23 protein-coding genes and 2 tRNA genes are annotated in these 23837 nt (G+C 62.6%); 15 read left to right on the top strand and 10 right to left on the bottom strand.

Annotated features, from left to right (window positions below; translation table 11 throughout):
- The coding region (locus D3242_RS18190) for a transposase (RefSeq protein WP_147377451.1) at positions 1 to 259 on the top strand (259 nt) is incomplete at its 5' end.
- A 78-nt stretch (positions 260 to 337) separates the two neighbouring features.
- Here the strand turns inward: D3242_RS18190 and parC are convergent.
- Positions 338 to 2590, bottom strand: coding sequence for a DNA topoisomerase IV subunit A (parC, locus tag D3242_RS18195; protein ID WP_038646224.1), 2253 nt, complete (start codon positions 2588 to 2590; stop codon positions 338 to 340).
- Between the two features lie 327 nt (positions 2591 to 2917).
- On the opposite strand from parC, the gene D3242_RS18200 reads away from it, so the two are divergent.
- Entirely contained in the window at positions 2918 to 4108 is a 1191-nt protein-coding gene (locus tag D3242_RS18200; protein ID WP_027046730.1) for a hypothetical protein, read from the top strand.
- A gap of 118 nt (positions 4109 to 4226) precedes the next feature.
- On the opposite strand, the gene aspS is transcribed toward D3242_RS18200, so the two are convergent.
- Positions 4227 to 6017, bottom strand: a complete 1791-nt coding sequence (gene aspS, locus D3242_RS18205) for an aspartate--tRNA ligase (RefSeq protein WP_064985061.1) — start codon at positions 6015 to 6017, stop codon at positions 4227 to 4229.
- A 224-nt stretch (positions 6018 to 6241) separates the two neighbouring features.
- Here aspS and D3242_RS18210 point away from each other — a divergent pair, with 224 nt between their 5' ends.
- Complete coding sequence (locus D3242_RS18210; protein ID WP_223217744.1) at positions 6242 to 6556, top strand: hypothetical protein; 315 nt, start codon at positions 6242 to 6244, stop codon at positions 6554 to 6556.
- Between the two features lie 95 nt (positions 6557 to 6651).
- On the opposite strand, the gene D3242_RS18215 is transcribed toward D3242_RS18210, so the two are convergent.
- Positions 6652 to 7410 (bottom strand): DeoR/GlpR family DNA-binding transcription regulator, encoded by a 759-nt coding sequence (locus D3242_RS18215; protein ID WP_064984746.1) that lies wholly within the window; start codon positions 7408 to 7410, stop codon positions 6652 to 6654.
- Positions 7411 to 7530: 120 nt separating this feature from the next.
- Between D3242_RS18215 and D3242_RS18220 the strand changes: the two genes are divergently transcribed.
- The 4 genes from D3242_RS18220 to D3242_RS18235 all read left to right on the top strand — a co-directional run bounded on the left by D3242_RS18220 (position 7531) and on the right by D3242_RS18235 (position 12504).
- On the top strand, positions 7531 to 8763 hold the full coding sequence (locus tag D3242_RS18220) for an MFS transporter (RefSeq protein ID WP_019857576.1): 1233 nt from the start codon (positions 7531 to 7533) through the stop codon (positions 8761 to 8763).
- Between the two features lie 221 nt (positions 8764 to 8984).
- Positions 8985 to 10229, top strand: a complete 1245-nt coding sequence (locus D3242_RS18225; protein ID WP_064985063.1) for an MFS transporter — start codon at positions 8985 to 8987, stop codon at positions 10227 to 10229.
- 75 nt (positions 10230 to 10304) lie between these two features.
- On the top strand, positions 10305 to 11456 hold the full coding sequence (gene rnd / locus D3242_RS18230; protein WP_010915555.1) for a ribonuclease D: 1152 nt from the start codon (positions 10305 to 10307) through the stop codon (positions 11454 to 11456).
- Between the two features lie 13 nt (positions 11457 to 11469).
- A complete protein-coding gene (locus D3242_RS18235) occupies positions 11470 to 12504 on the top strand; it encodes an acyltransferase family protein (RefSeq protein ID WP_064984749.1) in 1035 nt (344 codons plus the stop codon).
- Between the two features lie 7 nt (positions 12505 to 12511).
- Here the strand turns inward: D3242_RS18235 and D3242_RS18240 are convergent, their stop codons facing one another.
- From D3242_RS18240 to guaB, 3 genes are all read right to left on the bottom strand, one after another.
- A complete protein-coding gene (locus tag D3242_RS18240) occupies positions 12512 to 12931 on the bottom strand; it encodes an MAPEG family protein (protein ID WP_019857573.1) in 420 nt (139 codons plus the stop codon).
- A 132-nt stretch (positions 12932 to 13063) separates the two neighbouring features.
- On the bottom strand, positions 13064 to 13681 hold the full coding sequence (locus D3242_RS18245; protein ID WP_080643722.1) for a hypothetical protein: 618 nt from the start codon (positions 13679 to 13681) through the stop codon (positions 13064 to 13066).
- Positions 13632 to 15134: an IMP dehydrogenase gene (gene guaB / locus D3242_RS18250; protein ID WP_010915551.1), complete on the bottom strand. Its 1503-nt coding sequence runs from the start codon at positions 15132 to 15134 to the stop codon at positions 13632 to 13634. Before guaB ends, D3242_RS18245 begins: the two co-directional genes overlap by 50 nt.
- A 39-nt stretch (positions 15135 to 15173) precedes the next feature.
- Here guaB and D3242_RS33550 point away from each other — a divergent pair, with 39 nt between their 5' ends.
- The gene (locus D3242_RS33550; RefSeq protein ID WP_155772703.1) at positions 15174 to 15323 is read left to right on the top strand and encodes a hypothetical protein; all 150 of its coding nucleotides are present in this window, start codon (positions 15174 to 15176) and stop codon (positions 15321 to 15323) included.
- 96 nt (positions 15324 to 15419) lie between these two features.
- On the top strand, positions 15420 to 16841 hold the full coding sequence (locus D3242_RS18255; RefSeq protein WP_064985065.1) for an MFS transporter: 1422 nt from the start codon (positions 15420 to 15422) through the stop codon (positions 16839 to 16841).
- A gap of 8 nt (positions 16842 to 16849) precedes the next feature.
- Here D3242_RS18255 and D3242_RS18260 read toward each other — a convergent pair whose 3' ends face one another.
- Genes D3242_RS18260 through D3242_RS18270 form a run of 3 tightly spaced genes read right to left on the bottom strand, consistent with a single transcriptional unit; the run spans position 16850 to position 19287 of the window.
- Positions 16850 to 17647, bottom strand: coding sequence for an RlmE family RNA methyltransferase (locus D3242_RS18260; RefSeq protein WP_019857569.1), 798 nt, complete (start codon positions 17645 to 17647; stop codon positions 16850 to 16852).
- Complete coding sequence (locus tag D3242_RS18265) at positions 17644 to 18999, bottom strand: Ppx/GppA phosphatase family protein (RefSeq protein WP_019857568.1); 1356 nt, start codon at positions 18997 to 18999, stop codon at positions 17644 to 17646. The genes D3242_RS18260 and D3242_RS18265 overlap by 4 nt, the downstream gene beginning before the upstream one ends.
- 60 nt (positions 19000 to 19059) lie before the next feature.
- Entirely contained in the window at positions 19060 to 19287 is a 228-nt protein-coding gene (locus D3242_RS18270) for a hypothetical protein (protein WP_064984751.1), read from the bottom strand.
- 123 nt (positions 19288 to 19410) lie between these two features.
- On the opposite strand from D3242_RS18270, the gene D3242_RS18275 reads away from it, so the two are divergent.
- From D3242_RS18275 to D3242_RS18285, 3 genes are all read left to right on the top strand, one after another.
- Positions 19411 to 20343, top strand: a complete 933-nt coding sequence (locus D3242_RS18275; RefSeq protein WP_064984753.1) for a lysylphosphatidylglycerol synthase domain-containing protein — start codon at positions 19411 to 19413, stop codon at positions 20341 to 20343.
- 174 nt (positions 20344 to 20517) lie between these two features.
- Positions 20518 to 20591 (top strand) — tRNA-Gln (locus D3242_RS18280).
- Between the two features lie 182 nt (positions 20592 to 20773).
- Positions 20774 to 21154, top strand: coding sequence for a cupin domain-containing protein (locus tag D3242_RS18285; protein ID WP_019857555.1), 381 nt, complete (start codon positions 20774 to 20776; stop codon positions 21152 to 21154).
- Positions 21155 to 21285: 131 nt separating this feature from the next.
- On the opposite strand, the gene D3242_RS33965 is transcribed toward D3242_RS18285, so the two are convergent.
- Positions 21286 to 21540 (bottom strand): hypothetical protein, encoded by a 255-nt coding sequence (locus D3242_RS33965; protein ID WP_223217745.1) that lies wholly within the window; start codon positions 21538 to 21540, stop codon positions 21286 to 21288.
- 409 nt (positions 21541 to 21949) lie between these two features.
- Between D3242_RS33965 and D3242_RS18295 the strand changes: the two genes are divergently transcribed.
- The 3 genes from D3242_RS18295 (at position 21950) to D3242_RS18305 (ending at position 23804) form a co-directional block, all read left to right on the top strand.
- The gene (locus D3242_RS18295; protein WP_064984755.1) at positions 21950 to 22582 is read left to right on the top strand and encodes a hypothetical protein; all 633 of its coding nucleotides are present in this window, start codon (positions 21950 to 21952) and stop codon (positions 22580 to 22582) included.
- A gap of 100 nt (positions 22583 to 22682) precedes the next feature.
- A tRNA-Cys gene (locus D3242_RS18300) sits at positions 22683 to 22756 on the top strand.
- 367 nt (positions 22757 to 23123) lie between these two features.
- Positions 23124 to 23804, top strand: a complete 681-nt coding sequence (locus tag D3242_RS18305) for an outer membrane protein (protein ID WP_019857552.1) — start codon at positions 23124 to 23126, stop codon at positions 23802 to 23804.
- The last annotated feature ends 33 nt before the right edge of the window (positions 23805 to 23837 follow it).

Raw genomic sequence — 23837 nt, forward strand, 5'->3', positions numbered from 1 at the left:
CGCCAAGTTGGCCGGCCTGGCGCCGATCGCCAATGACAGTGGCAAGCGCAGCGGTCGAAGACCAGTGCGCGGCGGTCGGGCAGGGCCGCGCGGCGTCCTCTTTCTCGTTGCCAGCATCGTTGCCAAAGCTTTCAAGCAACGGTTGCAGACTGCCGGAAAGGAGAAAATGGTCATCCGCATTGCGCTCGCCCGCAAGCTGCTCGTCATTCTCAATGCAAAAGCACGCGACGCGCGTAACGAATTCGCAAATGCAACTTGACACCTCAGATAGTCGCTCATCCGACCTCGCTTCGCGAGGCCACCTTCCCCCACACAGGGGGAAGGAAGAGACGCTTAGCTACCCGAACTTGCCCGTCCTCGGAAAACCCTTCGGCACCATGCGGCCGGCCGACGCCCGGGCGCCGATCCATTCGGCGAGTTCCTCGCGCGACCTTGTGAAGGTGCGGTCGGCCGAGTCCTGCCAGGACAGGCCCGTCTCCAAGGTGAACGGTTTGAGATCGAGCAGGCCGCCATCCTTGTATTTCTGCAGCCGCACGCCCTTGCCGCGGCCCATCTCGGGAATTTCCGAAAGCGCGAACACCAGCATTTTCCGGTTCTCGCCGACGATGGCGAGGTGATCGCCGGTAACCGGTACGCAACGCTTGGCCTCGTCCGGCGCCTTGACGTTCATCACCTGCTTGCCCTTGCGGGTGTTGGCGACAACTTCCTCCTCCGACACGATGAAGCCGTTGGCGTCATAGGAGGCCAGCAGCAGCTTGCGCTTCGGATCGTGGACGAAGGCGGTGACGATGTCCTGGTCGTTGTCCATGTCGACGATGATGCGGATCGGCTCGCCATGGCCGCGCCCGCCCGGCAGCCGGTCGGCGCCGATGGTGTAGAACTTGCCCCCTGTCGTGAAGACCAGCACCTTGTCGGTGGTCTGCGCATGGAAGGCGAGCTTGAGGCTGTCGCCTTCCTTGAAGGTCAGCGTCGAAAGGTCGGCCAGATGTCCCTTCATCGCCCGCAGCCAGCCCTTTTCCGAAACCACCACGGTGACCGGCTCACGTTCGATCATAGCGTGGGCGATGTCGGTCAGGTCGTGCTCGGGGGCATCGGCGAACTGGGTGCGGCGCTTGCCGAGTTCGGTCTCCGGGCCGAACTTGTCGCGGATGTTGGTGACTTCCCACTTGATCGTCGACCATTGCTTGGCATCGGACGCCAGCAGCGCCTCGATCTGCTTCTTCTCCGCGCTCAGGCCGTCGAACTCCTTGCGGATCTCGAACTCTTCCAGCTTGCGCAAGGCGCGCAGGCGCATGTTGAGGATGGCTTCTGCCTGGGTATCGGTGAGCGACCAGCGGGCCATCATCACCTGCTTGGGCTCATCCTCCTCGCGGATGATCTTGATCACCTCGTCGATGTTCAGATAGGCAATCAGGTAGCCGGCGAGGATCTCCAGCCGTCTTTCGATCTCGCCGAGGCGATGTTTCGAGCGGCGGATCAGAACGTCGCGGCGATGGTCGAGCCATTCCTGCAGCACGCCCTTCAGCGACAGGACGTTGGGCACCTTGCCGCGCGACAGCACGTTCATGTTGAGCGGGAAACGGCTTTCAAGCTCGGTGAGCTTGAACAGCGATTCCATCAGGATGCCCGGGTCGACGGAACGGCTCTTGGGCACCAGCACGACGCGGATGTCTTCCGCACTTTCGTCCCTGATGTCCTCGAGCAGCGGCAGCTTGCGCGCCATCAACAGCTCGGCGATCTTCTCGATCAACCGCGCCTTCTGCACCCCATAGGGGATTTCGGTGACGACGATGCTCCAGGTGCCCCTGCCCTGGTCCTCCTGGCTCCATTTCGAGCGGACACGGAAGCCGCCGCGGCCGGTCTCGTAGGCTTCGAGGATGGAAGCGCGGCTGTCGACGATGATACCGCCGGTCGGGAAATCCGGACCCTGGACGAAATCCATCAGCTTCGAGACCGGCGCATCGCGATGCTCGATCAGGTGCAATGCGGCGTTGCAAAGCTCGGCCGCGTTGTGCGGCGGGATCGATGTCGCCATGCCGACCGCGATGCCGGACGAGCCGTTGGCCAGCAGGTTCGGGAAGGCGCCGGGGAGCACCACGGGCTCCTCGTCCTCTTCATTGTAGGTCGGCCGATAGTCGACGGCATCCTCGGTGATGCCGGACAACAATTCGGTCGCCACATCGGTCATGCGCGCTTCGGTGTAGCGCATGGCGGCAGCGTTATCGCCGTCGATGTTGCCGAAATTACCCTGCCCGTCGACCAAGGGATAGCGCATGGAAAAATCCTGCGCCAACCGCACCAGCGCGTCGTAGATCGACTGGTCGCCATGCGGATGGAACTTGCCCATCACCTCGCCGACGATGCGGGCGCATTTGGCAAAACCCTGGTCGGGGTTGAGCCTGAGCAGCCGCATGGCGTGCATGATGCGGCGGTGGACCGGCTTCAGCCCGTCGCGAACGTCGGGCAGCGCCCGGTGCATGATGGTCGACAGCGCATAGGCGAGATAGCGCTCTTCCAGCGCCTTCTTCAGATCGACCGGTTCAATGTGATCACCACCGCCATTTTCAGGCGGCAAAAGCCTTTTTCCCATGGGCTGGGACTAGCTGAGCGGGTGATTCGCGGCAAGAGGCCGACAGACATACCCGCCGTTCTGCAACATGAAACCGCACGCCTGGGGATGTCGTCCAACATCAGCCTGTTACATCAGGCCTCTATGGCCAAGCGTGATGATATCGGGCAACCGGCTCTTCATGACAAATTCACCGATTTGCGCCAAGACGGTGGGATCGAGTTTGCCTTTCACTGTGATTTTCGACCATGGTACCGGGATACGCCTTTTTCCCGTCCAGTTCGTCACGGAATGGTGATGGTGCAAAGAATTGAAAAACAATTTCAGGACACTCTCAGGGACCTTGCGATGACAATCAAACGCTCAACTCTCCAGAAACTGGCTTTTTCGACCTTCTTGCTCACGCTGCCGCTGAATGCGGCCCTTGCCCAGGATGCCGCGGTTGCCGACCGGCTGAAGGCGGCGCTGGCGGCACAGGGCGTCGACATCTCCTGGACCGGCGTGACCGGCGACAACACCAGCATGGTGCTGCAGGGCGTTGCCATCAAGCCGGCGGCGGAAAAGGAAGCCCTCACCATCGGCGACGTCAAGCTAGAGAACGTGACCGCGGCCAATGGCGGCTTCGATATCGGTACCGTCTCGACCTCGGCCTTCGAACACGCCAAGGACGGCGTCACCCTCAACCTCAGCCCCTTCGTCATCCATGACATGACGGTTCCGGCCGATGGCGCCACCGGCCCGCTGGGCTCGCTGATGATGTACAAGTCCGCCGAACTCTCCAACATGACGGTCAAGGTCGCCGACAAGACCGCCTTCTCGATGGACGGGCTTGCCGTCGAGATCACGCCGCCGGCGGACGGCAAGGCGATGGAATTCACCGCCAACACGGAAAAGTTCAACGCCGACCTGACACTGGTCGACGATCCCAAGTCCAAGGAAGTCATCAACGCGCTCGGCTACCAGAACATTTCGGGCAATCTCGAAATGGCCGGCACCTGGCAGCCCTCGGACGGCAAGATGGAACTGTCGAAATACGACATCTCCGTCGAGAATGCCGGCACGCTCGGCATGACCTTCGACCTCGGCGGCTACACGATCGACTTCATAAAGTCGCTGCAGGAAATGCAGAAGAAGATGGCCGCGCAGCCTCAAGGCGCCGACAATTCGGCACAAGGCATGGCCATGCTCGGCCTGTTGCAGCAGCTTTCGTTCAACAGCGCCTCGATCCGCTTCGACGACGATTCGCTGACCGGCAAGGTGCTGGAATATGTCGGCAAGCAGCAGGGCATGTCGGCCAAGGACGTCGCCAACCAGGCCAAGGCGATCGTGCCGTTCGGCATGGCGCAGCTCAACAATCCGGAACTGACGGCGCAGGTGACCGCGGCGGTCAGCAAATATCTCGACGATCCGAAGAGCCTCGAAATCTCGGCCGAGCCGCCGGCATCGGTGCCGTTCGCGCTGATCATGGCCGGCGCCATGTCCAACCCGCTCGACCTGCCGAAGACGCTCGGTGTCAGCGTCAAGGCCAACGAGGACTGATCTAAGCGGCCTCAGCATACAAAAATAGCCCGGCAGCGATGCCGGGCTATTTTTTTGAATTATCGATTCGAAAGAGTCGGTTCTGGCTGGTTTTTAAAGTCTCGCCCGAAGCTGGCGATCAGGCGTCCTTCTTGGTCGGTGCGACACGCAGCGCCAACTCGCGAAGCTGCTGCGGGCTGGCTTCCGACGGCGCGTTCATCAACAGGTCGTAGGCCTGCTGGTTCATCGGGAACATGGTGATCTCGCGCAGGTTCTTGGCGCCAACCAGCAGCATGACGACGCGGTCGATGCCGAATGCCGCGCCGCCATGTGGCGGCGCACCATACTGGAAGGCACGATACAAGCCGCCGAAACGCTCCTCGACCGTCTGACGGTCCAGACCGACCATCTCGAAAGCCTTGACCATGGTTTCCGGCAGGTGGTTGCGGATGCCGCCCGAGGCAATCTCGAATCCGTTGCACACCGCGTCGTACTGGAACGCCTTGATGCTGAGCGGCTCCTGGTTAGTCAGGGCGTCAATGCCACCTTGCGGCATCGAGAACGGATTGTGAGCGAAATCGATCTTCTTCTCGTCCTCGTTCCATTCGAAGAACGGGAAGTCGACGATCCAGCACAGTTCGAATCGGTCGCGATCGACCAGGTTCAATTCCTCGCCCGCGCGGGTGCGCGCGGCACCGGCAAAAGAAACGAATTTCTTCGGATCGCCGGCGACAAAGAAAGCGGCATCGCCGTCGGCAAGGCCGAGCTGCTGACGGATCGCCTCTGTGCGCTCTTCGCCGATGTTCTTGGCGAGCGGACCGGCGCCTTCGAGCTTGTCGCCCTCCTTGCGCCAGAAAATGTAGCCAAGGCCCGGCTGGTCCTCGCCTTGCGCCCAGGAGTTCATGCGGTCGCAGAAGGCACGGCTTCCGCCGGTCTTGGCCGGAATGGCCCACACTTCGGCCTTCGGGTCGTTGGCCAGAATGTTGGCGAAGACCTTGAAGCCGGAATCGCGGAAATGGTCGGAGACGGCCTGCATCACGATCGGGTTACGCAGGTCCGGCTTGTCGGAGCCGTATTTGCGCATGGCTGCATCATAGGGGATGCGCGGCCAGTCCTTGGTGACGGGCTTGCGGTCGGCGAAAGCCTCGAAAACGGAGGTCATCACTGGTTCCATCGTCGACAGCACGTCGTCCTGTTCGACGAAGCTCATTTCGAGGTCGAGCTGATAGAACTCGCCGGGCAGACGATCCGCGCGCGGATCCTCGTCCCGGAAGCAGGGCGCGATCTGGAAATAGCGGTCGAAGCCCGACACCATGATCAGCTGCTTGTACTGCTGCGGCGCCTGCGGCAGCGCGTAGAACGTGCCGGGATGGATGCGCGACGGCACCAGGAAGTCGCGCGCGCCTTCTGGCGACGAAGCCGTCAGGATCGGCGTCGAGAATTCGGTGAAACCGACCTCGCCCATGCGTTTGCGCATCTCGGCAATGATCTTGGTGCGCGCCACGATGTTCTTGTGCAGCGTGTCGCGGCGCAGGTCGAGGAAGCGGTACTTCAGCCTGATGTCCTCGGGATAGTCCGGCTCGCCAAACACCGGCAGCGGCAATTCCTTGGCAGCCGACAGCACCTCGATTTCGCGTGCGAAAATCTCGATCTCGCCGGTCGGCAGGTTGGCGTTGACCGTCTCCGGCAGGCGCGCCTTGACCTCGCCGTCGACACGGATGACCCATTCGCCGCGCACGGTCTCTGCGACCCTGAAGGCCGGCGAATCGGGGTCGGCGACGATCTGGGTCAGGCCGTAGTGGTCGCGCAAGTCGATGAACAGCAGGCCGCCATGGTCGCGCACGCGATGCACCCAGCCCGACAGGCGAACGGAAGAGCCGACGTCGCCCTTTCTCAACTGGGCACAGGTATGGCTGCGGTAACGGTGCATTGTCATTGGTAAAGTCCGGGGTGCTGGGTGGCAGGCCAAAGCATCAAAGCCCGGCCCAAAATTTGCGCGAAAAGCGCATGGGAGGCCGGATTTGTCAAGGCAAGGAGACATCGGGCCGTATCCAGGTTCGACCGCCAGGGTTTAAGTCTTTGCCGGCCTTAACGCATTGCCGCCAGACGTGCTTCCTGAGACAACGCACTTATCAAGCGATCTGGAGACCCCACGTGCCAAAACGCACTCTCCCGCCGGGAACAGGCCCGCACAATGGCCGCGAGATGGAACTGATGCTTCAGGGTGACAAGCCAATGGCCTTGTTCTCGGCCGAACCGGGTATGTACGCCGAAGATATTGGCGACGCGGACTTTGAGCCGTTTGTAGAAACAGGTCGTATTCTGAGGTTCACCCACACTGATCCTGGAACCTTGGTGGAGGAGCGCCGCTACTGCCTGCCGACAGAAGAGTGGCGCTGCAAGCTCAGCCTGTTGATCTCTCAGAATGTGTCGCAGCGGAGGGGCCTTCGACGTCTTCACATCGAATGATCTGGCCAGGCTTGAAGGAACCCTTCTCGGTTACTCGAAGCAAGATATCGAAGTGTTCATCGCACATGCGGCGTCGTGGAAGTAGCTCGCCGCCTTCAAGCAAAGTGGATTTCGGCGCCCTGGCGTTCGAAATCGGCGAGGATCGCGGCCGGCGCGGTCTTTTCGACCACCAGATGGCGGATCGCTTCGGCGCCGGCGACGCGATAAGGCGCCGCGGTGGCCAGCTTGTCGTTGGTGACGGCGATGACGATGCCGGCGCTGTTCCTGGCCATGGCCCGCTTGACCTCGGCCTCGGCCGAATCGAATGCCGTCACACCGCGTGAGGCATCCAGGCCGCACGAGCCAAGGAAAAACAGGTCGGCGCCAAGCTGTGCAATGGCGGCCAGCGTGTCGGCGCCGACGCAGGTTCCGAGGTCGCGGACAAACCTGCCGCCAAGCACGGTCAGTTCGACCAGGGGATGGTCGGACAGCGCCGAGGCAACGCCGAGCGAATTGGTGGCGATGGTCAGTTCGAGGTCGCAGGGAATGGCCTTGGCGATGGCGGTGTTGGTGCTGCCGCCGTCGATGAACAGGGTCTGTCCGCTGGAGAGCAACGCCATGGCCGTGCTCGCCAGCCGCGCCTTCTCCTCGACCGCATGGCCCCCGCGCAGACCGATGGGGGCCGCGGCAAAGGGCGCCGCCGCAACCGCGCCGCCATAGACCCGGCGACAGTGCCCGGCTTTCGCCAGTTCCCTGAGGTCACGGCGCACCGTGTCCTCCGAAACCCCGAAGCGGCTCGCCAGTTCGCCCGCCAGCACACTCCCCTCCGCCGCGAGGCGGTCACGGATAAGTTGGTGCCGTTGATCGGTCAGCATTGCCTGTTTCGCCTGATCTTATTTCTCTGTGCACGTTCTTGCATGTTCTGCACGTTTATGCAAGGAGTGGCCGACTGGGCTGTCGCACAAGCCAGCCTCCCTTCCTTTGAAAGCGCCGCCATGAGCTTTGGTCTCAACCTTGCCCCGCAACACCGCGTCTATGCCGGGTTCGCGATCTATTCCTTCGCGATGGGCAACATCTTTCCACGGCTGCCCGACATCAAGCACGCCATGGGCATTGGGGACGGCACGCTCGGCCTCAGCCTGATCGGAACGCCGATCGGCACCTTGACGGCACTGACGCTCGCGACGCCGCTGCTCGAGCGCGTCGGCTTCCGCCGCGCGCTGCTCGTCCTGGTACCACTGCTGGCGCTTGCCTATGCCGTTGCGGTGCATGCGCCGGGGCCGCTCGCGCTTTTCCTCATGCTCTTTCCAGTCGGCCTGATGATCGGCAGCGTCGAGATCATGCTCAATGTCGAGGCCGACCGGACCGAATTCCTGGTCAAGCGTCGCATCATGAACCGCGCGCATTCGTTCTGGAGCATGGGCTTTTTCGGCGCCGGCCTGTTCGGCGGGGCTCTTGCGCATCTCGGCATATCGCCGCAACTGCATCTGGCGCTGATCGTGCCGATCGTCGCGATCTCGATGGCGCTGTTCCTCGGCGGCTATCAGCCGGCGCCGAGTCGCTTCGTCGGCACCGGCAAGAAGGCACCCATGCTGGCGCGGCCGACCCTGCCGATCCTTGTTCTCGTCGCGGTGACACTCTCGGCGATGCTGATGGAAGGCGCCAGCATCGACTGGTCGGCGATCTATATGCGCACCGTGTTCGAGTCCGGCCCCTTCGTCGCCGGTTTCACCGTGGCGCTGTTCGCCTTTTCCCAGGCAACCACGCGCTTCTTCGCCGACAGTTTCGTCGACCGCTATTCGCCAAGCGGCGTGGCGCGGGTGCTGCTGGCAATGATGGCGACCGGCGTGCTCGTTGTCTTTTTCTCGCCCGCGCCGTTCTTCTCCATGCTGGGCTTTGCGCTTCTGGGGATCGGTACCAGCGCCCTCTTCCCGCTGGCGATCTCGGCTGCCGCCCAACGGACGGATCGACCGGCTGCGATCAATGTCGCGGCACTGTCGCAGATCTCCTTCGTCGCCTTCCTGCTCGGCCCGCCGCTGCTCGGCTTCGTCTCGGACCATTGGGGCATCCGCTCGGCCTTTGGTATCGGCATTCCGTTCATTATCCTCAGCCTGCTGACCGCGGGATCGCTTGGCCGGCGGCCGGCCGCCGACAAACCGGCCGCTTCGGTGGATGAGCCGCTCGAACCGACGCGTGACAAGATACTTGCGCGGGCAGCAGAGGGGTGACTGAAGGTTTCCCTCGCCGCGGACGGGACGGCCGGCCAGGTAAGATCGCGTCGCGAAACTGAGGTCGGCAGTTGGACCATACGGACCTGCGTCCGCTCCAAACCAGGCAATATAGTGGGGGCGCTGCAGAACCGCGATTGATCCTGCAAGCGGCAATTGCCGCTGGCATTGGTGGGAGGGATAGTTCAAGAAGGGATCACCGATACGTGATCGCCTTTTTCATGTCCTCCATCCGCCCGCTGATCCCGCTTCTTCTCGCCGCAGGCATCCTGCTCGGCGGCAATGGGTTGCAGAGCACGCTGATTGCGCTGCGCGGCGCGCAGGAGGGGTTTTCCGCTTCCGACATCGGCCTGATGGGCACGTTCTATTTCGCCGGCTTCCTGCTCGGCTGCCTGGCCATCACCCGCATCATGAAGGCGGTCGGCCATATCAGGGCGTTTTCGGCGCTGGCCGCGATTGCCTCGGTCGGCACTCTGCTTTTGGTGCTGGTGCTCGATCCAGTGATGTGGTGCGCGGTGCGCTTTGCCGGCGGCTTCTGTTTTGCCGGGCTGTTCACCATCGTCGAAAGCTGGCTGAATTCCGGCGTCACCAACAAGGACCGCGCCCGCGTGCTGGCGATCTACCGGATGGTCGATACCGGCTCGGTGACATCGGCCCAGTTCCTGATCCCCGTCTTCGGCGCCGGCGGCTTCACCATCTTCGCCATCATGTCGATCATGATCACGCTGTCGCTGGTGCCGGTCTCGCTCGGCGACCGTTCCAACCCGACGCCGCCGGAGGAGGTCAAGCTCGACCTGGCGCGCGTCTGGCGCATTTCGCCACTCGGCTGCTTCGGCTGTATCGCCGTCGGCGTCACCAACAGCGCCTTTCGCACGCTGTCGCCGGTCTATGCCGAGCAGATCGGCATGTCGGTCGCCGATGTCGTCACCTTCGTCAGCGTCGGCATCTTCGGCGGCGCCATCATCCAGTATCCGCTCGGCTACCTCTCCGACCGATGGGACCGGCGCCGGGTGCTGTTGCTGACGACCTGCTGCGCGATGCTTTCAGCCCTGGCGCTGGTGTTCATCGCCGGCAGCAATCCGCTGCTCAACTTCATCATCATCTTCATCTTCGGCTGTTTCGCCATGCCGCTTTATTCGCTGTCGGCGGCGCATTCCAACGACCGAGCCGACACCGGCGAGTTTGTGCTGATCAATGCGGCGCTGATGCTGTTCTATTCCTTCGGCGCCATCGGCGGCCCTTTCGCCGCCTCGACAGTGATGCAGCATTTCGGGCCGAGCGCGCTGTTCGTGTTCAGCGCCACCGTCTATGCGATCTTCATCGCCGTCATCCTCTACCGCATGCAGGCACGCTCCGGCGTGCCCGTGGGCAAGCGCGGCCGCTTCATCGCGCTGCTGCGCACGTCGACCGTTTTTGCGCGGCTGGCTAAGCGCAATGGCGATTCCGATGGTCCGGGAAGCCGATGATGGCTGCGCCAAAGCTTGACGAAAGCCTTTCCGGCTGAAATCTAGGAAGACCTTACTCCTGCCAAAAGCGATTTGATGCACGTCATCACCACCCAGAAAGAACTCGAGACCGTTCTCGCCGCTTTCGAAAAGTCGGATTTCGTTACCGTCGACACCGAGTTCATCCGCGAAACGACCTTCTGGCCGATCCTGTGCCTGATCCAGATGGCGGCGCCTGGCGTCACCGCGCTGATCGACCCGCTGTCGCCCGACATCAACCTCGCCCCGTTCTTCCGGCTGATGGCCAACGAGGCCGTGGTCAAGGTCTTCCACGCAGCGCGCCAGGACATCGAAATCATCGTCCATCTCGGCGATCTCGTGCCGCACCCGGTGTTCGACACGCAGGTCGCGGCCATGGTCTGCGGCTTCGGCGACAGCGTTTCCTACGACCAGCTCGTGCAGCGCATCACCGGCGCGCGGCTCGACAAGTCGTCGCGCTTCACCGACTGGCGCCACCGGCCGCTGTCCGACAAGCAGCTCGACTACGCGCTCGCCGACGTCACCCATCTGATCGAGGTCTATCAGCATTTGAGCGCCGAACTGGCGCGGGAGAACCGCGCCCACTGGCTGAACGAAGAGATGGACGTCCTGACCTCGCGCGAGACCTACGATCCGCATCCGGAGGACGCCTGGAAGCGGCTGAAAATGCGGCTGCGCAAGCCGCAGGAACTTGCGATCGTGCAGGCCGTGGCGGCATGGCGCGAGCGCGAGGCGCGCGAGCGCGACGTGCCGCGCGGCCGCGTGCTCAAGGACGACGCGATCTACGAGGTGGCGCAGCAGGCGCCGCGCGACGCGGCGGCCCTCGCCAAGCTGCGCACAACGCCCAAGGGCTGGGAGCGCTCCTCGACGGCGACGGCCCTGCTTGGAGCGGTCAACACCGCGCTGGCCTTGCCCAAGGAGCAGATGCCGAAACTGCCGAAGAATTTCCAGCCGCCGGAAGGCTCGAGCGCCGCGGCCGAACTCTTGAAAGTGCTGCTCAGGATCGTCGCCGAGAAGCAGGGCGTGGCCTCGAAGGTGCTGGCCTCCAGCGACGACATCGACCGCATCGCCGCCGAGGGCGAGGACGCCGACGTGCCGGCGCTGCAGGGCTGGCGGCGCGCCGTCTTCGGCGAAGCGGCGCTGAAGCTGGTGCGCGGCGAGATCGGCATAAAGTTCGACAAGCGTAAAATAGCGGTGTTCGATCTCTAGAGGCTTCTGGCCGATGCGTTCGGATCAGGACGAGAGCCGGCGATACGAGGCGATCGACGCATTGCGTGCGATCGCCGTGATGCTGGTGCTGATCTTCCACTATACGTCCCGCTTTCCCGCCGACTACATCGGGTTCGACCACCAGATGACGCTGCCATGGCAAGGGATAGTTGGCGTCTTTCTCTTTTTCATTATCAGTGGCTACTGCATCGCGATGACAGCCGAGCGGTCTGAGACCGTGTGGATGTTCTGGCTGCAGAGATTTACGCGGCTGGAGCCCGCGCTCATCGTCTGTATCGCGATCACGCTTATTGTGGTTGCTGCTCTGGGTCTTCCGGGCAGAGAGGTTTCAGCGCTCGACGGCCTGAAAAACGCAAGCTGGGTAACGCTGTTTGTTCAAACGCCGCTGGTCGACGGCGCCTACTGGTCACTGCTTGCGGAAGCAAAATTCTACTTCGTGTTCGGCCTCATCTTCTACCTCTGGCCAAATCGCGTTCTCGTCCTTTTCACCAGCTTTACCGTTCTGGGCGCAATTGCATATTTTTCCGGGTTGTGGAGAGACCATCAGGCTCTGATTTTTCCCTTCAAGGGCGTCGCCATGCCGTATTTTCTGTTCCCCTACGGCCTCTTCTTTTTGATGGGCATCGCGGCGAGGCGATCGACCCGAACCGTGCAGACGGTCGTGACAGCCGGGTGCCTGGTGGTTGTTGTCAAACTGTGGGGCGGTTCAGCATTCAGTGCCTGGGTCATCGCGCTTTCAATTGTTGGGGTCATCGGGGTCCAGCTGCGCGATATCAAGATCTGGCGAAGCGTGAGTTACATCGGCTTGATCAGCTATCCTCTGTATCTTCTGCACCAGAATGTCGGTGTCGCGATCATACGATGGCTGGCTCCGTGGGTCGGCTCCCCGTATCTTCGGATCGGCATAGCGTTCTGCACCGTGGTCGCCATTGCAGCATTCGTCGCGTGGACGGTCGAGCATAGATTTCGGCGGAGGATCGAAATCTATGCGTCGCGCTTGATGTCGAGGGCTGCAACCCCCGCGTGACCCTGCCTCAGACGAGGCCGAGCAGGTGCAGCGCGAACCAGATCCAGGCCAGCGCCAGCACCACCGCGCCAGCGAAGAAAGAACGGCTGCGCAGCCGCAGATTGTTGCTGGTCAGGTGAACCCAGGCATGAAAATAGCGCGTCAGGACGAAAATCCACGCCAGCGTCAAGGTCAGATAGTTGACGCCGTTGGTGACGTGCAGCGTAAGGCACAGCACATAGAAAAGCACCGGCAGTTCGAACTGGTTGCAGAGATTGGCGGCAACGGTGACGCTGGACGCCGGCTCGGTCGAGCGGGCCTTGTACTGTCCGACCTTGGCCTCACCTGATTTGATTGCGCCATATCTGCGGCGCCCCAACACGCCGTAGACGATGTAGACCAGAGCCACATGCGCCAGAACGGGCCAGAAGATCGTGGTCTGGTTCATGACATTCCCCTGCCCTGTCCGGTACCATGCTTAGAGTGTTCCACCGTCTTCACGGAAACGGCAAACCACTCTAACTCTTTGTTTTGTCGCAATTCCCCAGGGAAAGCGCTACGCGCTTTTCCTGGAATTGCTCTAGCGTCTCTGACCCACCAGCCAGAAAGCGGCGATGACGACCACCGGGATGGCGAGAAGCGCGAATTTGGTGACGATCAGAGCCGAAGCGAAAGACAGCGAATCCGGATTGGCCGACAGGAAATCGGACAGAAGCCGCGCCACGGCGATGTTCTGGGCATAGTCGGCCAGCGTGTAGGGCAGCACCAGCACCAGCGCGAAGATCGACTGCACCTGCCCGGGAAGCTCGCGGAAGTTCTGCAGGCGCCGGCCAGTGGCCAGGACCAGGCTCACCAAGGTCAGCGACAGCAGCGCCGGGAACAACAGATCGAAGGTCAGATAGTGCCAGACCAGAATGATCTCGCCGCCGCGCCGGCCGAGCGCCGTCAGCCAGGCCATGCCTTCGTCGGGTGTGAAACCGAAATAGCGCATGTCGAGCGACGGCAGGCCGCCGCTCAACTGGCGGAAATAGAAGAACTCCATCACCGTCATGGCGATGAAAACCGCCGCCGACAGGAAACACAATGCGGCCGCGTGACGTGGCAGCCGCAGGACCGTCGCGGTCAGGCTCCGCCCGAGCCCGTATTGTTCAGGCTCCGCCGGGATAGTTCGGGCTTTCGCGGGTAATCGTGACGTCATGGGCGTGGCTTTCACGAAGTCCGGCGTTGGATATGCGCACAAAAGTGGCGCGCTCGCGGAAATCGGCAAGGTCGCGGCCACCGACATAACCCATAGCGGCTTTTAGGCCGCCCGCAAGCTGGTGCAGCACGCCAGACACAGGTCCTTTGTATGGAACCTGGCCTTCAATGCCTTCCGGCACCAGTTTGAGGGTATCGCGCACCTCGGCCTGGAAGTAGCGATCGGCCGAGCCGCGCGCCATGGCGCCGACCGAGCCCATGCCGCGATAGGCTTTGAAGGAGCGGCCCTGGTGCAGATAGACCTCGCCTGGGCTTTCGTCGGTGCCGGCCAGCAGCGAGCCGATCATGGCGGCGCTGGCGCCGGCGGCGAGCGCCTTGGCGAGATCGCCGGAATATTTGATGCCGCCATCGGCAATCACCGACACACCCGATTTGTGCGCCGTCTCGACCGCCGACATGATGGCCGAAAGCTGCGGCACGCCGACACCGGCAACGATGCGAGTGGTGCAGATGGAGCCCGGGCCGATGCCGACCTTCACGGCGTCGGCGCCAGCATCGATCAGCGCCTGCGTGCCTTCGGCGGTGGCGACGTTGCCGGCCAGGATGCGAACCGAGTTCGAAAGCTTCTTGGCGCGCGTGACGGCGTCGAGCACGCGCTGCGAGTGGCCATGCGCGGTGTCGATGACCAGAAGGTCGACGCCGGCGTCGATCAGGCGCTCGGCGCGCTCAAAGCCATCGTCACCGACACTAGTGGCGGCCGCCGCGCGCAGGCGGCCCTGCGCATCCTTGGTGGCGTGCGGGTTGAGCTGCGACTTCTCGATGTCCTTGACGGTGATCAGGCCGACGCAATTGCCCTGCTTGTCGACGACGACAAGTTTTTCGATGCGGTGCTGGTGCAGAAGCCGTTTGGCTTCGTCCTGGTCGACATTTTCCTTGACCGTGATGAGGTTCTCACGGGTCATCAACTCATAGACCTTCTGCGCCGGGTCGGAGGCAAAGCGCACGTCGCGGTTGGTCAGGATGCCGACCAGCCGGCCGGTCTTGTGGCCGCCCGTGCCGCCATTCTCGACCACCGGAATGCCCGAGATCGAATAGGTGCGCATCAGCGACAGCGCATCGGCGAGCGTGGCGTCCGGACCGATGGTGACCGGATTGACCACCATGCCGGATTCGAATTTCTTCACCTGCCGTACCTGCTCGGCCTGTTCGGCCGGCGAGAAATTGCGGTGGATGACGCCGATGCCGCCGGCCTGGGCCATGGCGATGGCAAGGCGCGCCTCGGTGACGGTGTCCATCGCGGCGGAGAGGATCGGCACGTTGAGGTCGATGTCGCCTGCGATGCGGGTGCGGACATCGGTTTCGCCGGGCATGACCTCGGAGTGACCGGGCTGCAAAAGCACATCGTCAAAGGTCAGCGCCAGTGCGCCTGTGGACGTTTCGATGATTTTTGCCATGGCCAGCCCTTTAGAATGCGGAAAAAGCGCTGGACCGGAATGGACAGCGCCGACTCTCATCTTCCCTTTCAGGATTGGCGCTGGCTGGTAACACGTCGCGACGCGGATGAAAAGCCGATCGTTGCATTGCACAACAGCGTCTTCGACCATTTGATTGCGCCACCCGTGGTTGCGGTCGCACAAAAGTGACAGCAATTTAACACGACATCGGTGTCCAGCCATGATAACCGCCCCCTGTATCGGTTCGCCCCCGGCCGAATAGAAAATTTGAAAACGGTCACGCTTGTGAATCGCACCATTCCGCTGATCCTGGCGGTCGCACTTTTCATGGAAAACATGGATTCGACCGTCATCGCGACATCGCTGCCGGCGATCGCCATCGATATCCATACCAGCCCGATCGCGCTCAAGCTGGCGCTGACGGCCTATCTTGTGTCGCTGGCGATCTTCATTCCAATCAGCGGCTGGATGGCCGACCGCTTCGGCGCCAAGAACATTTTTCGCGCCGCGATTGCGGTGTTTATCGTCGGCTCGGTCGCCTGCGCCTTGTCCGGTTCGCTGCCGGCCTTCGTGGTGTCGCGCTTCCTGCAAGGCATTGGCGGCGCCATGATGACGCCGGTCGGGCGCCTGGTGCTGGTGTGCGCCACGCCCAAGAGCGACCTGGTCGCCGCCATGTCGTGGCTGACCGTTCCCGCACTGGTCGGACCGCTGGTCGGTCCCCCGATCGGCGGCTTCATCACCACCTATTTCACCTGGCACTGGATCTTCCTGATCAATGTGCCGATCGGCCTGGTCGGCATCTGGCTGGCGACGCGCTTCCTGCCGGAAACCGAATCGATGGAGACGCCGCCGCTCGATTTCATCGGCTTCGTGCTGAGCGGGCTTGCGGCATCCGGCGTGGTCTTCGGCCTGTCCGTGGTCAGCCTGCCCTATCTGCCGCCGGCCACCGGCTTCATCACCGTGGGGGTCGGGCTGCTGTCGGGCGCGCTCTACCTCATGCATGCGCGGCGCGCCAAAAATCCGCTGCTGGCGCTCGAACTGTTCCGCAACCAGGTGTTCCGCTCATCGGTGCTTGGCGGCTCGCTGTTTCGCATCGGCATCGGAGCAGTGCCGTTCCTGCTGCCGCTGATGTTCCAGATCGGCTTCGGGCTGACGCCGTTCCAGTCTGGCATGATCACCTTCGTCTCGGCGATCGGCGCCATCGGCATGAAATTCGTCACCGCGCTGATTTTTCGCGTTGCCGGCTTCCGCCGCGTGCTGATCGTCGGCTCGCTGGTCGCCGCCGCATCGATCGCCATCTATGGCCTCTTCACCCCCGAAACGCCTTACGTGCTGATGCTGGCCATATTGCTGGTCGGCGGCTTCATCCGCTCGATGTTCTTCACCGGCGTCAACGCGCTCTCCTATGCCGAAGTGTCGGCCGAAGACACCAGCAAGGCAACACCGATCACGGCGGTGTTCCAGCAATTGTCGATCGCGCTCGGCGTGGCGCTGGCCGGCGGCATTCTGGAAGTCTCGACCTCGATCCATGGCGGACCGCTGACGCTGGGCGATTTCCACATCGCCTTCTTCATCGTGGCGGCGGTATCGGCGGCGGCGTCGCTGTCCTTCATGCGGCTGGCGCCCGACGCCGGCAATGCCGTCTCCGGCCATGGCCGCCTGACGACGCCCAAGCCGCTGGAACCCGTGAGATCGCCGGGGGAGTGAAGGCCGGCTCAGCGGTCAGCGTCCCCCGGCCCTTCGCTATGGCTCCGGGCGCTCGAGTCCTTCGGAACGTCCACTGGACGTTCCGATCCGCCTGACGGCGGACCGGACTCTCGCCCCTTAAAATCTTTGGCCAACAGATAAAGCTCGACCGATTCATCGCGCGAGGCCGGCGGCTTGACGTGGTGGACGGAGCGGAAATTCTTCTTGAGCATGGAGAGCAGTTCGTTCTCGGCGCCGCCCTGAAAAGTCTTGGCGAGGAAATGGCCGCCCGGTTTCAGGACGGACAGCGCGAAATCGGCCGCCACCTCGCACAGATGCATGGTGCGGATGTGGTCGGTGCGCTTATGGCCGGTGGTTGGCGCCGCCATGTCGGACAGCACGACATCCGGGTCCCCACCCAGCGCTTCGGCGAGCTTGCGCGGCGCATCCGGATCCAGGAAATCCATCAACAGCACCGGCGCGCCGGGCACGGCGTCCATCTCCAGATAGTCGATGCCGACGACATGCGGATTTTCCGCCGTCGATTTCGTGCGTGCGGCCGCGACCTGGCACCAGCCGCCGGGGGCGGCACCGAGGTCGATCACCTTCATGCCGGGCTTCAGCAGATGGTGCTTGTCGTCGATCTCGATCAGCTTGTAGGCCGCGCGCGAGCGATAGCCGTCGGCCTTCGAGCGCTGGACATAGGGATCGTTGATGTGGCGCTGCAGCCAACGTCGCGACGATTCCTTCAGGCCGCTCTTCTTCTTGATCCGCGTCTTCAGCACGCGAATGCTGGCCGATCCTGGATTTTCCGGTTTCTTGGTCATTGTCGGCCACGCCCATCGTTGCGCCAGACGCCGTCATCGGCCATCAGCTCGCTCAATATGCCTTCGCGCAGGCCACGGTCGGCGACGCGCAGCCGCTCCGAGGGCCAGACGGCGCGGATCGCTTCGAGGATAGCGCAGCCGGCCAGCACCAGATCGGCGCGGTCGGCGCCGATGCAAGGGTTGGCGCAGCGCTGCTGGAAATCCCAGCCGACCAGTCGTTCCACCATGCGGTCGACGCTGTCGCGGTCCATCCACAGCCCGTCGACCCGACGACGGTCGTAACGCTCGAGATCTAGGTGGACGCCGGCCAGCGTCGTCACCGTGCCGGACGTGCCGAGCAGATGGAAATTCGGGCTGGCCTTGAGGTGGCTCAGCCGGTCGCGACCGTCGAAGCTCGCCAACCGGCCGGCGACATCGTCGACCATGGCGTTGAAGATCTCGCGCGTGACGGTACGGCCACCAAAGCGCTCGGCCAGAGAGACGACGCCGACCGGCAGCGACGTCCACGAGACGATATGGTTGGCGAGCCGCGGCGAGCGGCGGCCGGTGAGATCGATCAGCGCGATCTCCGAAGAGCCGCCGCCGATGTCGAACAAGACGACGCCCTGCGTGTCGCGCTCGACCAGCGAGCCGCAGCCGGACACCGCCAGCCGCGCCTCGGTCTGGCGGTCGATGATCTCGAGCTTCAGGCCGGCCTCGCGCTCGACGCGTTCGAGGAATTCGACGCCGTTCTCCGCGGAGCGGCAGGCTTCCGTGGCGATCAGCCTGGCCTTCCTGATCTTGCGGCTGCGCAATTTATCACCGCAGATCTTCAGCGCCTCGACGGCGCGATCCATCGCCGGCTGGCCGAGCCGGCCATTGGCGGTGAGCCCCTCGCCCAGCCTGACGATGCGCGAGAAGGCGTCGATGACGCGGAACTGGCCATGCCGTGTGGGAACGGCGACCAGCAGCCGGCAATTGTTGGTGCCGAGGTCGAGGGCCGCAAAGACCGGCAGCTCATGCACCGGCGGCCGGCGCGTGCCCTGTTCGGGGCGCGGCGCTTGAGCGACGGGGGAGATTGCCGGCGCCGTCGGCTGCTTCGCTTCCAAAGCCGGGGCGGCCTGGCCTGGCACCGGCGATCGATTGCCCTGCGTTTCGTCGCGCGCAAAAACCTTGCGCCCGCGCCTTCGCTTGCGCCGCTTCTTGGGCTTGCCCTTCTGGTGATGGGGCGCGTCGCCCGCCTGCCCAGCGGCGGAGCGCGGCTCCGTCGGGCGGCGTTGCTGCCAGCCGGCAGTCCCCGAGCCCGATGGCCCTGGGGAAGCGCTGGACGCGCCCACCTCCGACGCGCCTGCGCCGGTGTCGCGGTCTTCCACTGTCGTTCCTTCCGGCGCCGCGCGAACCGGTGAAGGACGCAGCAGGCGCTTTGGCATGTTTCAAGTTGCCGCCAGACTAACAGTGCCGTGGCCGATCACCAAGAGCCGCATGCCGAATTTTGCCGGCTGGGCGAGACGGCCCTTTTGCGCCGCCGCGTAATGTACCTGCAAGGCTGGATTGGTAGCGCGGATGCCGGTGAAGACAACGCTGGCCGCAGCCGATGCCTTGTCGCCTGCCGTTGCGCCGCTTTCGCTGCGGGCAGATCTTGCCGGCGGTCGGCGCGACATGTGTTCGCGGTTGAATAGCCGGCTTCAATGAGGCATTTCTGAAATGAATGGAAGTCACCGGGCGGCCGGGCTCCCACCATCAAGCGAAAAGGAAGCGGGCACGCAGCGCATGGCAGTCAGGCAATGAACTGGAAACGCTATTTCTGGCCGGTCGTCGGCATCGCCGCGGTGATCTTCTCGCTGCTGCTGCTCTGGCATGAACTGCGCGGCATTTCGCTCGACGATGTCTGGGATGGGCTCGCCGCCATCCCAACCCGCGGCTGGGTGCTGGCGGCGCTGAGTTCCGTCATCGCCTATGCCGCGCTCGCCGGCTACGACCACATCGCGCTGCTGCATATCGGCAAGCGTGTGTCGTGGCTGTTCGTGACGCTGTGCTCCTTCACCACCTATGCGCTGTCGCACAATATCGGCGGATCGGTCTTTTCCGGCGCCGTCATCCGCTACCGTGCCTATGGCACAAGGGGCCTGACCGGCCAGGATGTCGGCGTGCTGGTGGCGATCTGCTGGATCACCTTCGTCCTGTCGACGATTCTCGCCTCCGGCCTCGTGCTGGTGTTCGAGCCTCAGATCATCGATCGGTTCTCGGGCGTCGCCCATCACGGGCTGTCAGAAGCGGCGGGCATCGCGATGCTGCTCCTCGTCGCCGCCTATATCTTCGGCAGCTGGCTGCATCTGCGCCCGCTGAAGATCGCCAGCTTCCAACTGCACTATCCGGCACTGCCGATCGTCGCCAGGCAATTGCTGATCGGCCCGATCGAACTGATTGCCGCCGCGGCGATCATCTTCTTCGCCCTGCCCGAGGTGCACAATCCCGGCTATTTCGTCGTGCTCGGCGTCTTCCTTGTCTCCTTCTCGATCGCCCAGATCTCGCACGCGCCGGGCGGACTCGGCGTGTTCGAGGTGGTCTTCCTCACCGGCCTTTCCGACATGGAGCCGGTCGGCGTGCTGGCGGCGCTGCTGGTGTTCCGGCTGTTTTACCTGATCATCCCGCTGATTCTGGGCCTGGGCGTGGTGCTGTTCTTCGAGCGTTCGCAGTTCAGCCGGACAGAGAGCTGAGGCGCGGATGGGATTTTGTGCCCGCCCGCGCACCTGAACCCCGGCGTCTGAAACCAGCTGTCAAAACGGAGCGATTGAACCACACAGCAGGCTTGACTATTTTCCGCTGGCGGCTACAAGGCAGCGCTCAAGCGGCTCAGCCGTTCGGCCCGCGCGGTCCATGACCGCGCTTGCTGGGGAATAGGTTAACGGTAGACCCACGGACTCTGACTCCGTTAGTCCTGGTTCGAATCCAGGTTCCCCAGCCACTCTTTATTCATAATTTGAATCAGCAGCTTACACAGAACTTTATGTCCTGATGCTGGCCATTCCAGGTCACCCGTTCAGGTGGTGAGCGCGGCTGTGGTCGACCTTCGCAGATATAAAAGCAATTGCTAATATAATGGAAAGGTGCCAGCATTGGACTCCGCGTCGCGTATGGGAGGATGCCATGGCCGATGGTGGAATGAATGTCACCAAGTTTGAATCCAAATCTCACGACAACCCGGATGAGGTTCGCTCGCCCGCCAAGACACGCGTCGAGGTGGTGCGGCTTCCAGGCTTTACGCTCGGGCGGCTCAATATGGAGCCGGGATGGAAATGGTCCGAATGCGTGAAGCCGGTCGTCAAGACGGATAGCTGTCAGGTATCGCATGTCGGCTACGTCGTGTCCGGAACCATCACCATCAAGATGAATGACGGCACTCAGAAGACGTTCACGAAGGGTACGTCCTATACCATCCCGCCCGGCCACGACGCCTGGGTGGAAGGCAACGAACGCTTCGTCTGCATCGAAGTCATGAGCGCCGAGCAATACGCCAAGCCGGCGTAGGGCAGGCTGCAAACCTGCTGGCTAAAAGGCTCGCGTCGGGCCGCGAGACTGTCGGCGCGGCATGAATATGTAGCGAACAACCGCCGCGCCCATCAGCGCGGTGGCATAGTCGTGGTTGCGCGCCGGTCGCCTCATCCCTTCCACATTGTCGATCGAAGAACAGCCTGCATATGCTCCGGGAGGTCGAGTTCGCCGCGCGCCTCTATCTCCAGAAGATATCGGGCCTTGGCCAGGCGATCGCCTTCCTCGACCGCGGCATGGCCGCAGATGGCGAGCAGCGCCCTCTCCTCCTCCCGGCTGGCTCCGCCGGAGTCGCCGCCTAAATCGTGCAGCGCCTTGCCGAACGCCGCATATGCAATCCTGTGCGCCTCAATCAGCTCTCGCAATCTATCTGACGGTTCCTGGTCTCGGCCCGGCGACCCTGTGGCGCGTGCGGTTGCCGCAACCGTCGAGGCGACGGCTGCGCTGCCGGAGTGGAAAAGCAAGGCGCGGCGGTTGATCCTGGACGTGGCGAACTCTCCCATTGCTTCGATGGCTATCAGATCGATGACATGACAGACCGTAACACGACGGCTTGCACATTCTTGTCAGGATGGAAGGCCTCAAGGCAGCCGACAGCAAGCGCGGGCTGGCTGATGCGCCGCACCTGAAACAAGCTTCCCGTCCGAGAACACGCACGGCGCGTCACTTTGGGCGGCTTGAGGCAGGTGAGATTTCCGGAGTGAAAAAGATTGATGGTGGCAGGTGCGTTCCAATGGCTAAGTTGCGTAGAAGTTTCCAGCACGAGGCCGGATAATGGTCACTGACACCGAGTTCATTCACGAAAGCATCCGCCAAGGCTGCGTGACGCTTGCCGATGGTGAATTCCTCATCGACAGGCTGGTGAAGTATGTCGGCAACGGAAGGATCCGTTGGCATGTCGAGTTTCGTGGGCATCGCGTCGAGTTCACGACCGGCCAGATCAAGAAGCAGCCGACCTTCCGCAGGAAGATGCTCGAACAGGCCGGTGTGCTGCCGCCGCAGCGCGCGGGTTTCGATTATAGGCGATGGGCACTCGATCTGAGAAAGAATGCCATCGAGCTTCCTTGGCGGGATCGACCGGTCGATGCCGGTTTCTCGATCGACAGCCTTGTCAGTCTTGGAGGCGACCGCTGGACGGTCGACTATCAAGGCAAGGTCATCAAGTTCACGACGACCAAACTGCGCAGGCAAACCAGTTTCCGCAAACGCATGCTGGCCAAGGCCAAGGTGCTGCCACCCCAACTGGATCCGGTCGCCTATCGGAAGTGGATGGACTGGCTGATTCAAAACGCCACGGAGGCCGCACCGCAGGCCAGCGATGCTTTGATGAGCGAGAAAAGCTGGCTCGACGACCTGCCGGAGCTGGCCGGCTGGCAAAGCGAGGCGCCGCGCGAAGAGACCAACTAAGGGCGGCGCGCCACCGACAATCCCTTCACCCAAACCGCGCAGGGGGGAGCGCCTGCAGCAAGGCTGACGCGCGTTGGTGGTATGACCATAACACCAGCACGGTCTGATGGCGGGACGGTGACGCATCGGTCTGCAAAACCGACGTAATGGGTTCAATTCCCATTCAGACCTCCATTTTCAAAGCCGCCCACGCCACGCACAAGCAGGGTGGCTTTCTTGTCAGAGACGCCAGCCTACCCTCTTAAACAGCGGCGGTGCCACCATGGCGCTTGCAACGCTTGGAGGCACACATTGATGGCGAGGGAATCCAGCCGCGGCCGGCTCACCGTGGCAACGCGGCTCCTCCGCGAACTCGAAGATCGGGGCGACAATCGTTTGGAAACAGGCCAAATGGCCCTCCAAAACGCCTTTTTGTTGCGCTGTAGCAACATGCTTTGGGGAAAGCGTGCGCTTCAACCATGCAATTGCGTTCCGTAAGGGAATTCCTGTGATACTGATACATAGAGCTCGGGTCAGGCATAGCTCCAGGCGGGGACAGACTATGAAATACATTTTGGCAGCAGCATTTTTTGGCGCCACCCTTTCCTCGGCCATGGCGGCCGATGTTGTGAATGAACTTCCGGTCGCTTCCACGTATGATTGGACAGGCGCCTATATCGGCGGCCAGATCGGTTACGCTTGGGGCAAGGACCATATCCAGGACGAGAACATCGCCAGCGGCGATTCAGATTATTCGGATAGCTTCAGGCTCCGTGGGGTCACCGGCGGTATTTTTGCCGGCTATAACATGCAATGGGGCAATATCGTCGGCGGCGTCGAAGGCGATATCGAGGCCTCCGGAATTGTCGGCCACAACCCGGACTGGCCGTTCGGAACTGACGACAATACCCATATCGACGCCCAGGGCTCATTGCGCGGGCGCCTGGGTTATGCCTTTGACAACTGGATGCCCTATGTCACCGGCGGTTTGGCGCTGGGAGACATTCACACGAAGTTCGAAGACGGGCCGGCAACGGATTCCAAGTCGACAATCAAGGCCGGCTGGACGGTCGGCGCGGGCCTCGCTTACGCTTTCAACAAAAACTGGGTCGGCCAGGCCGAATATCGCTATACAGATTTCGGCAAGGTCACGACTGCAACCGATAACACTGACTCGGGTTGGGAAGAGCACGAACACCTCAAGACCAACGAGGTCCGAATCGGGATCGCCTATAAATTCTGATTTGCAGATCCTGTATCAGGTCGCCCGCACAGC

The organism is Mesorhizobium jarvisii, assembly GCF_003601985.1.
Taxonomy (GTDB): Bacteria; Pseudomonadota; Alphaproteobacteria; order Rhizobiales; family Rhizobiaceae; genus Mesorhizobium; species Mesorhizobium jarvisii.

Bases quoted from the DNA above. Each gene is read 5' to 3' on its own strand.
- D3242_RS18215 (WP_064984746.1), bottom strand. From the start codon at position 7,410: ATGCTGACCGATCAACGGCACCAACTTATCCGTGACCGCCTCGCGGCG.
- D3242_RS18200 (WP_027046730.1), top strand. From the start codon at position 2,918: ATGACAATCAAACGCTCAACTCTCCAGAAACTGGCTTTTTCGACCTTC.
- D3242_RS18270 (WP_064984751.1), bottom strand. From the start codon at position 19,287: ATGTCGCGCCGACCGCCGGCAAGATCTGCCCGCAGCGAAAGCGGCGCA.
- D3242_RS18220 (WP_019857576.1), top strand. From the start codon at position 7,531: ATGAGCTTTGGTCTCAACCTTGCCCCGCAACACCGCGTCTATGCCGGG.
- rnd (WP_010915555.1), top strand. From the start codon at position 10,305: ATGCACGTCATCACCACCCAGAAAGAACTCGAGACCGTTCTCGCCGCT.
- D3242_RS18295 (WP_064984755.1), top strand. From the start codon at position 21,950: ATGGTCACTGACACCGAGTTCATTCACGAAAGCATCCGCCAAGGCTGC.
- D3242_RS18260 (WP_019857569.1), bottom strand. From the start codon at position 17,647: ATGACCAAGAAACCGGAAAATCCAGGATCGGCCAGCATTCGCGTGCTG.
- D3242_RS18275 (WP_064984753.1), top strand. From the start codon at position 19,411: ATGAACTGGAAACGCTATTTCTGGCCGGTCGTCGGCATCGCCGCGGTG.
- parC (WP_038646224.1), bottom strand. From the start codon at position 2,590: ATGGGAAAAAGGCTTTTGCCGCCTGAAAATGGCGGTGGTGATCACATT.
- D3242_RS18245 (WP_080643722.1), bottom strand. From the start codon at position 13,681: ATGACGTCACGATTACCCGCGAAAGCCCGAACTATCCCGGCGGAGCCT.
- D3242_RS33550 (WP_155772703.1), top strand. From the start codon at position 15,174: ATGGACAGCGCCGACTCTCATCTTCCCTTTCAGGATTGGCGCTGGCTG.
- D3242_RS18240 (WP_019857573.1), bottom strand. From the start codon at position 12,931: ATGAACCAGACCACGATCTTCTGGCCCGTTCTGGCGCATGTGGCTCTG.
- D3242_RS18285 (WP_019857555.1), top strand. From the start codon at position 20,774: ATGGCCGATGGTGGAATGAATGTCACCAAGTTTGAATCCAAATCTCAC.
- D3242_RS18235 (WP_064984749.1), top strand. From the start codon at position 11,470: ATGCGTTCGGATCAGGACGAGAGCCGGCGATACGAGGCGATCGACGCA.
- aspS (WP_064985061.1), bottom strand. From the start codon at position 6,017: ATGCACCGTTACCGCAGCCATACCTGTGCCCAGTTGAGAAAGGGCGAC.
- guaB (WP_010915551.1), bottom strand. From the start codon at position 15,134: ATGGCAAAAATCATCGAAACGTCCACAGGCGCACTGGCGCTGACCTTT.
- D3242_RS18305 (WP_019857552.1), top strand. From the start codon at position 23,124: ATGAAATACATTTTGGCAGCAGCATTTTTTGGCGCCACCCTTTCCTCG.
- D3242_RS18225 (WP_064985063.1), top strand. From the start codon at position 8,985: ATGTCCTCCATCCGCCCGCTGATCCCGCTTCTTCTCGCCGCAGGCATC.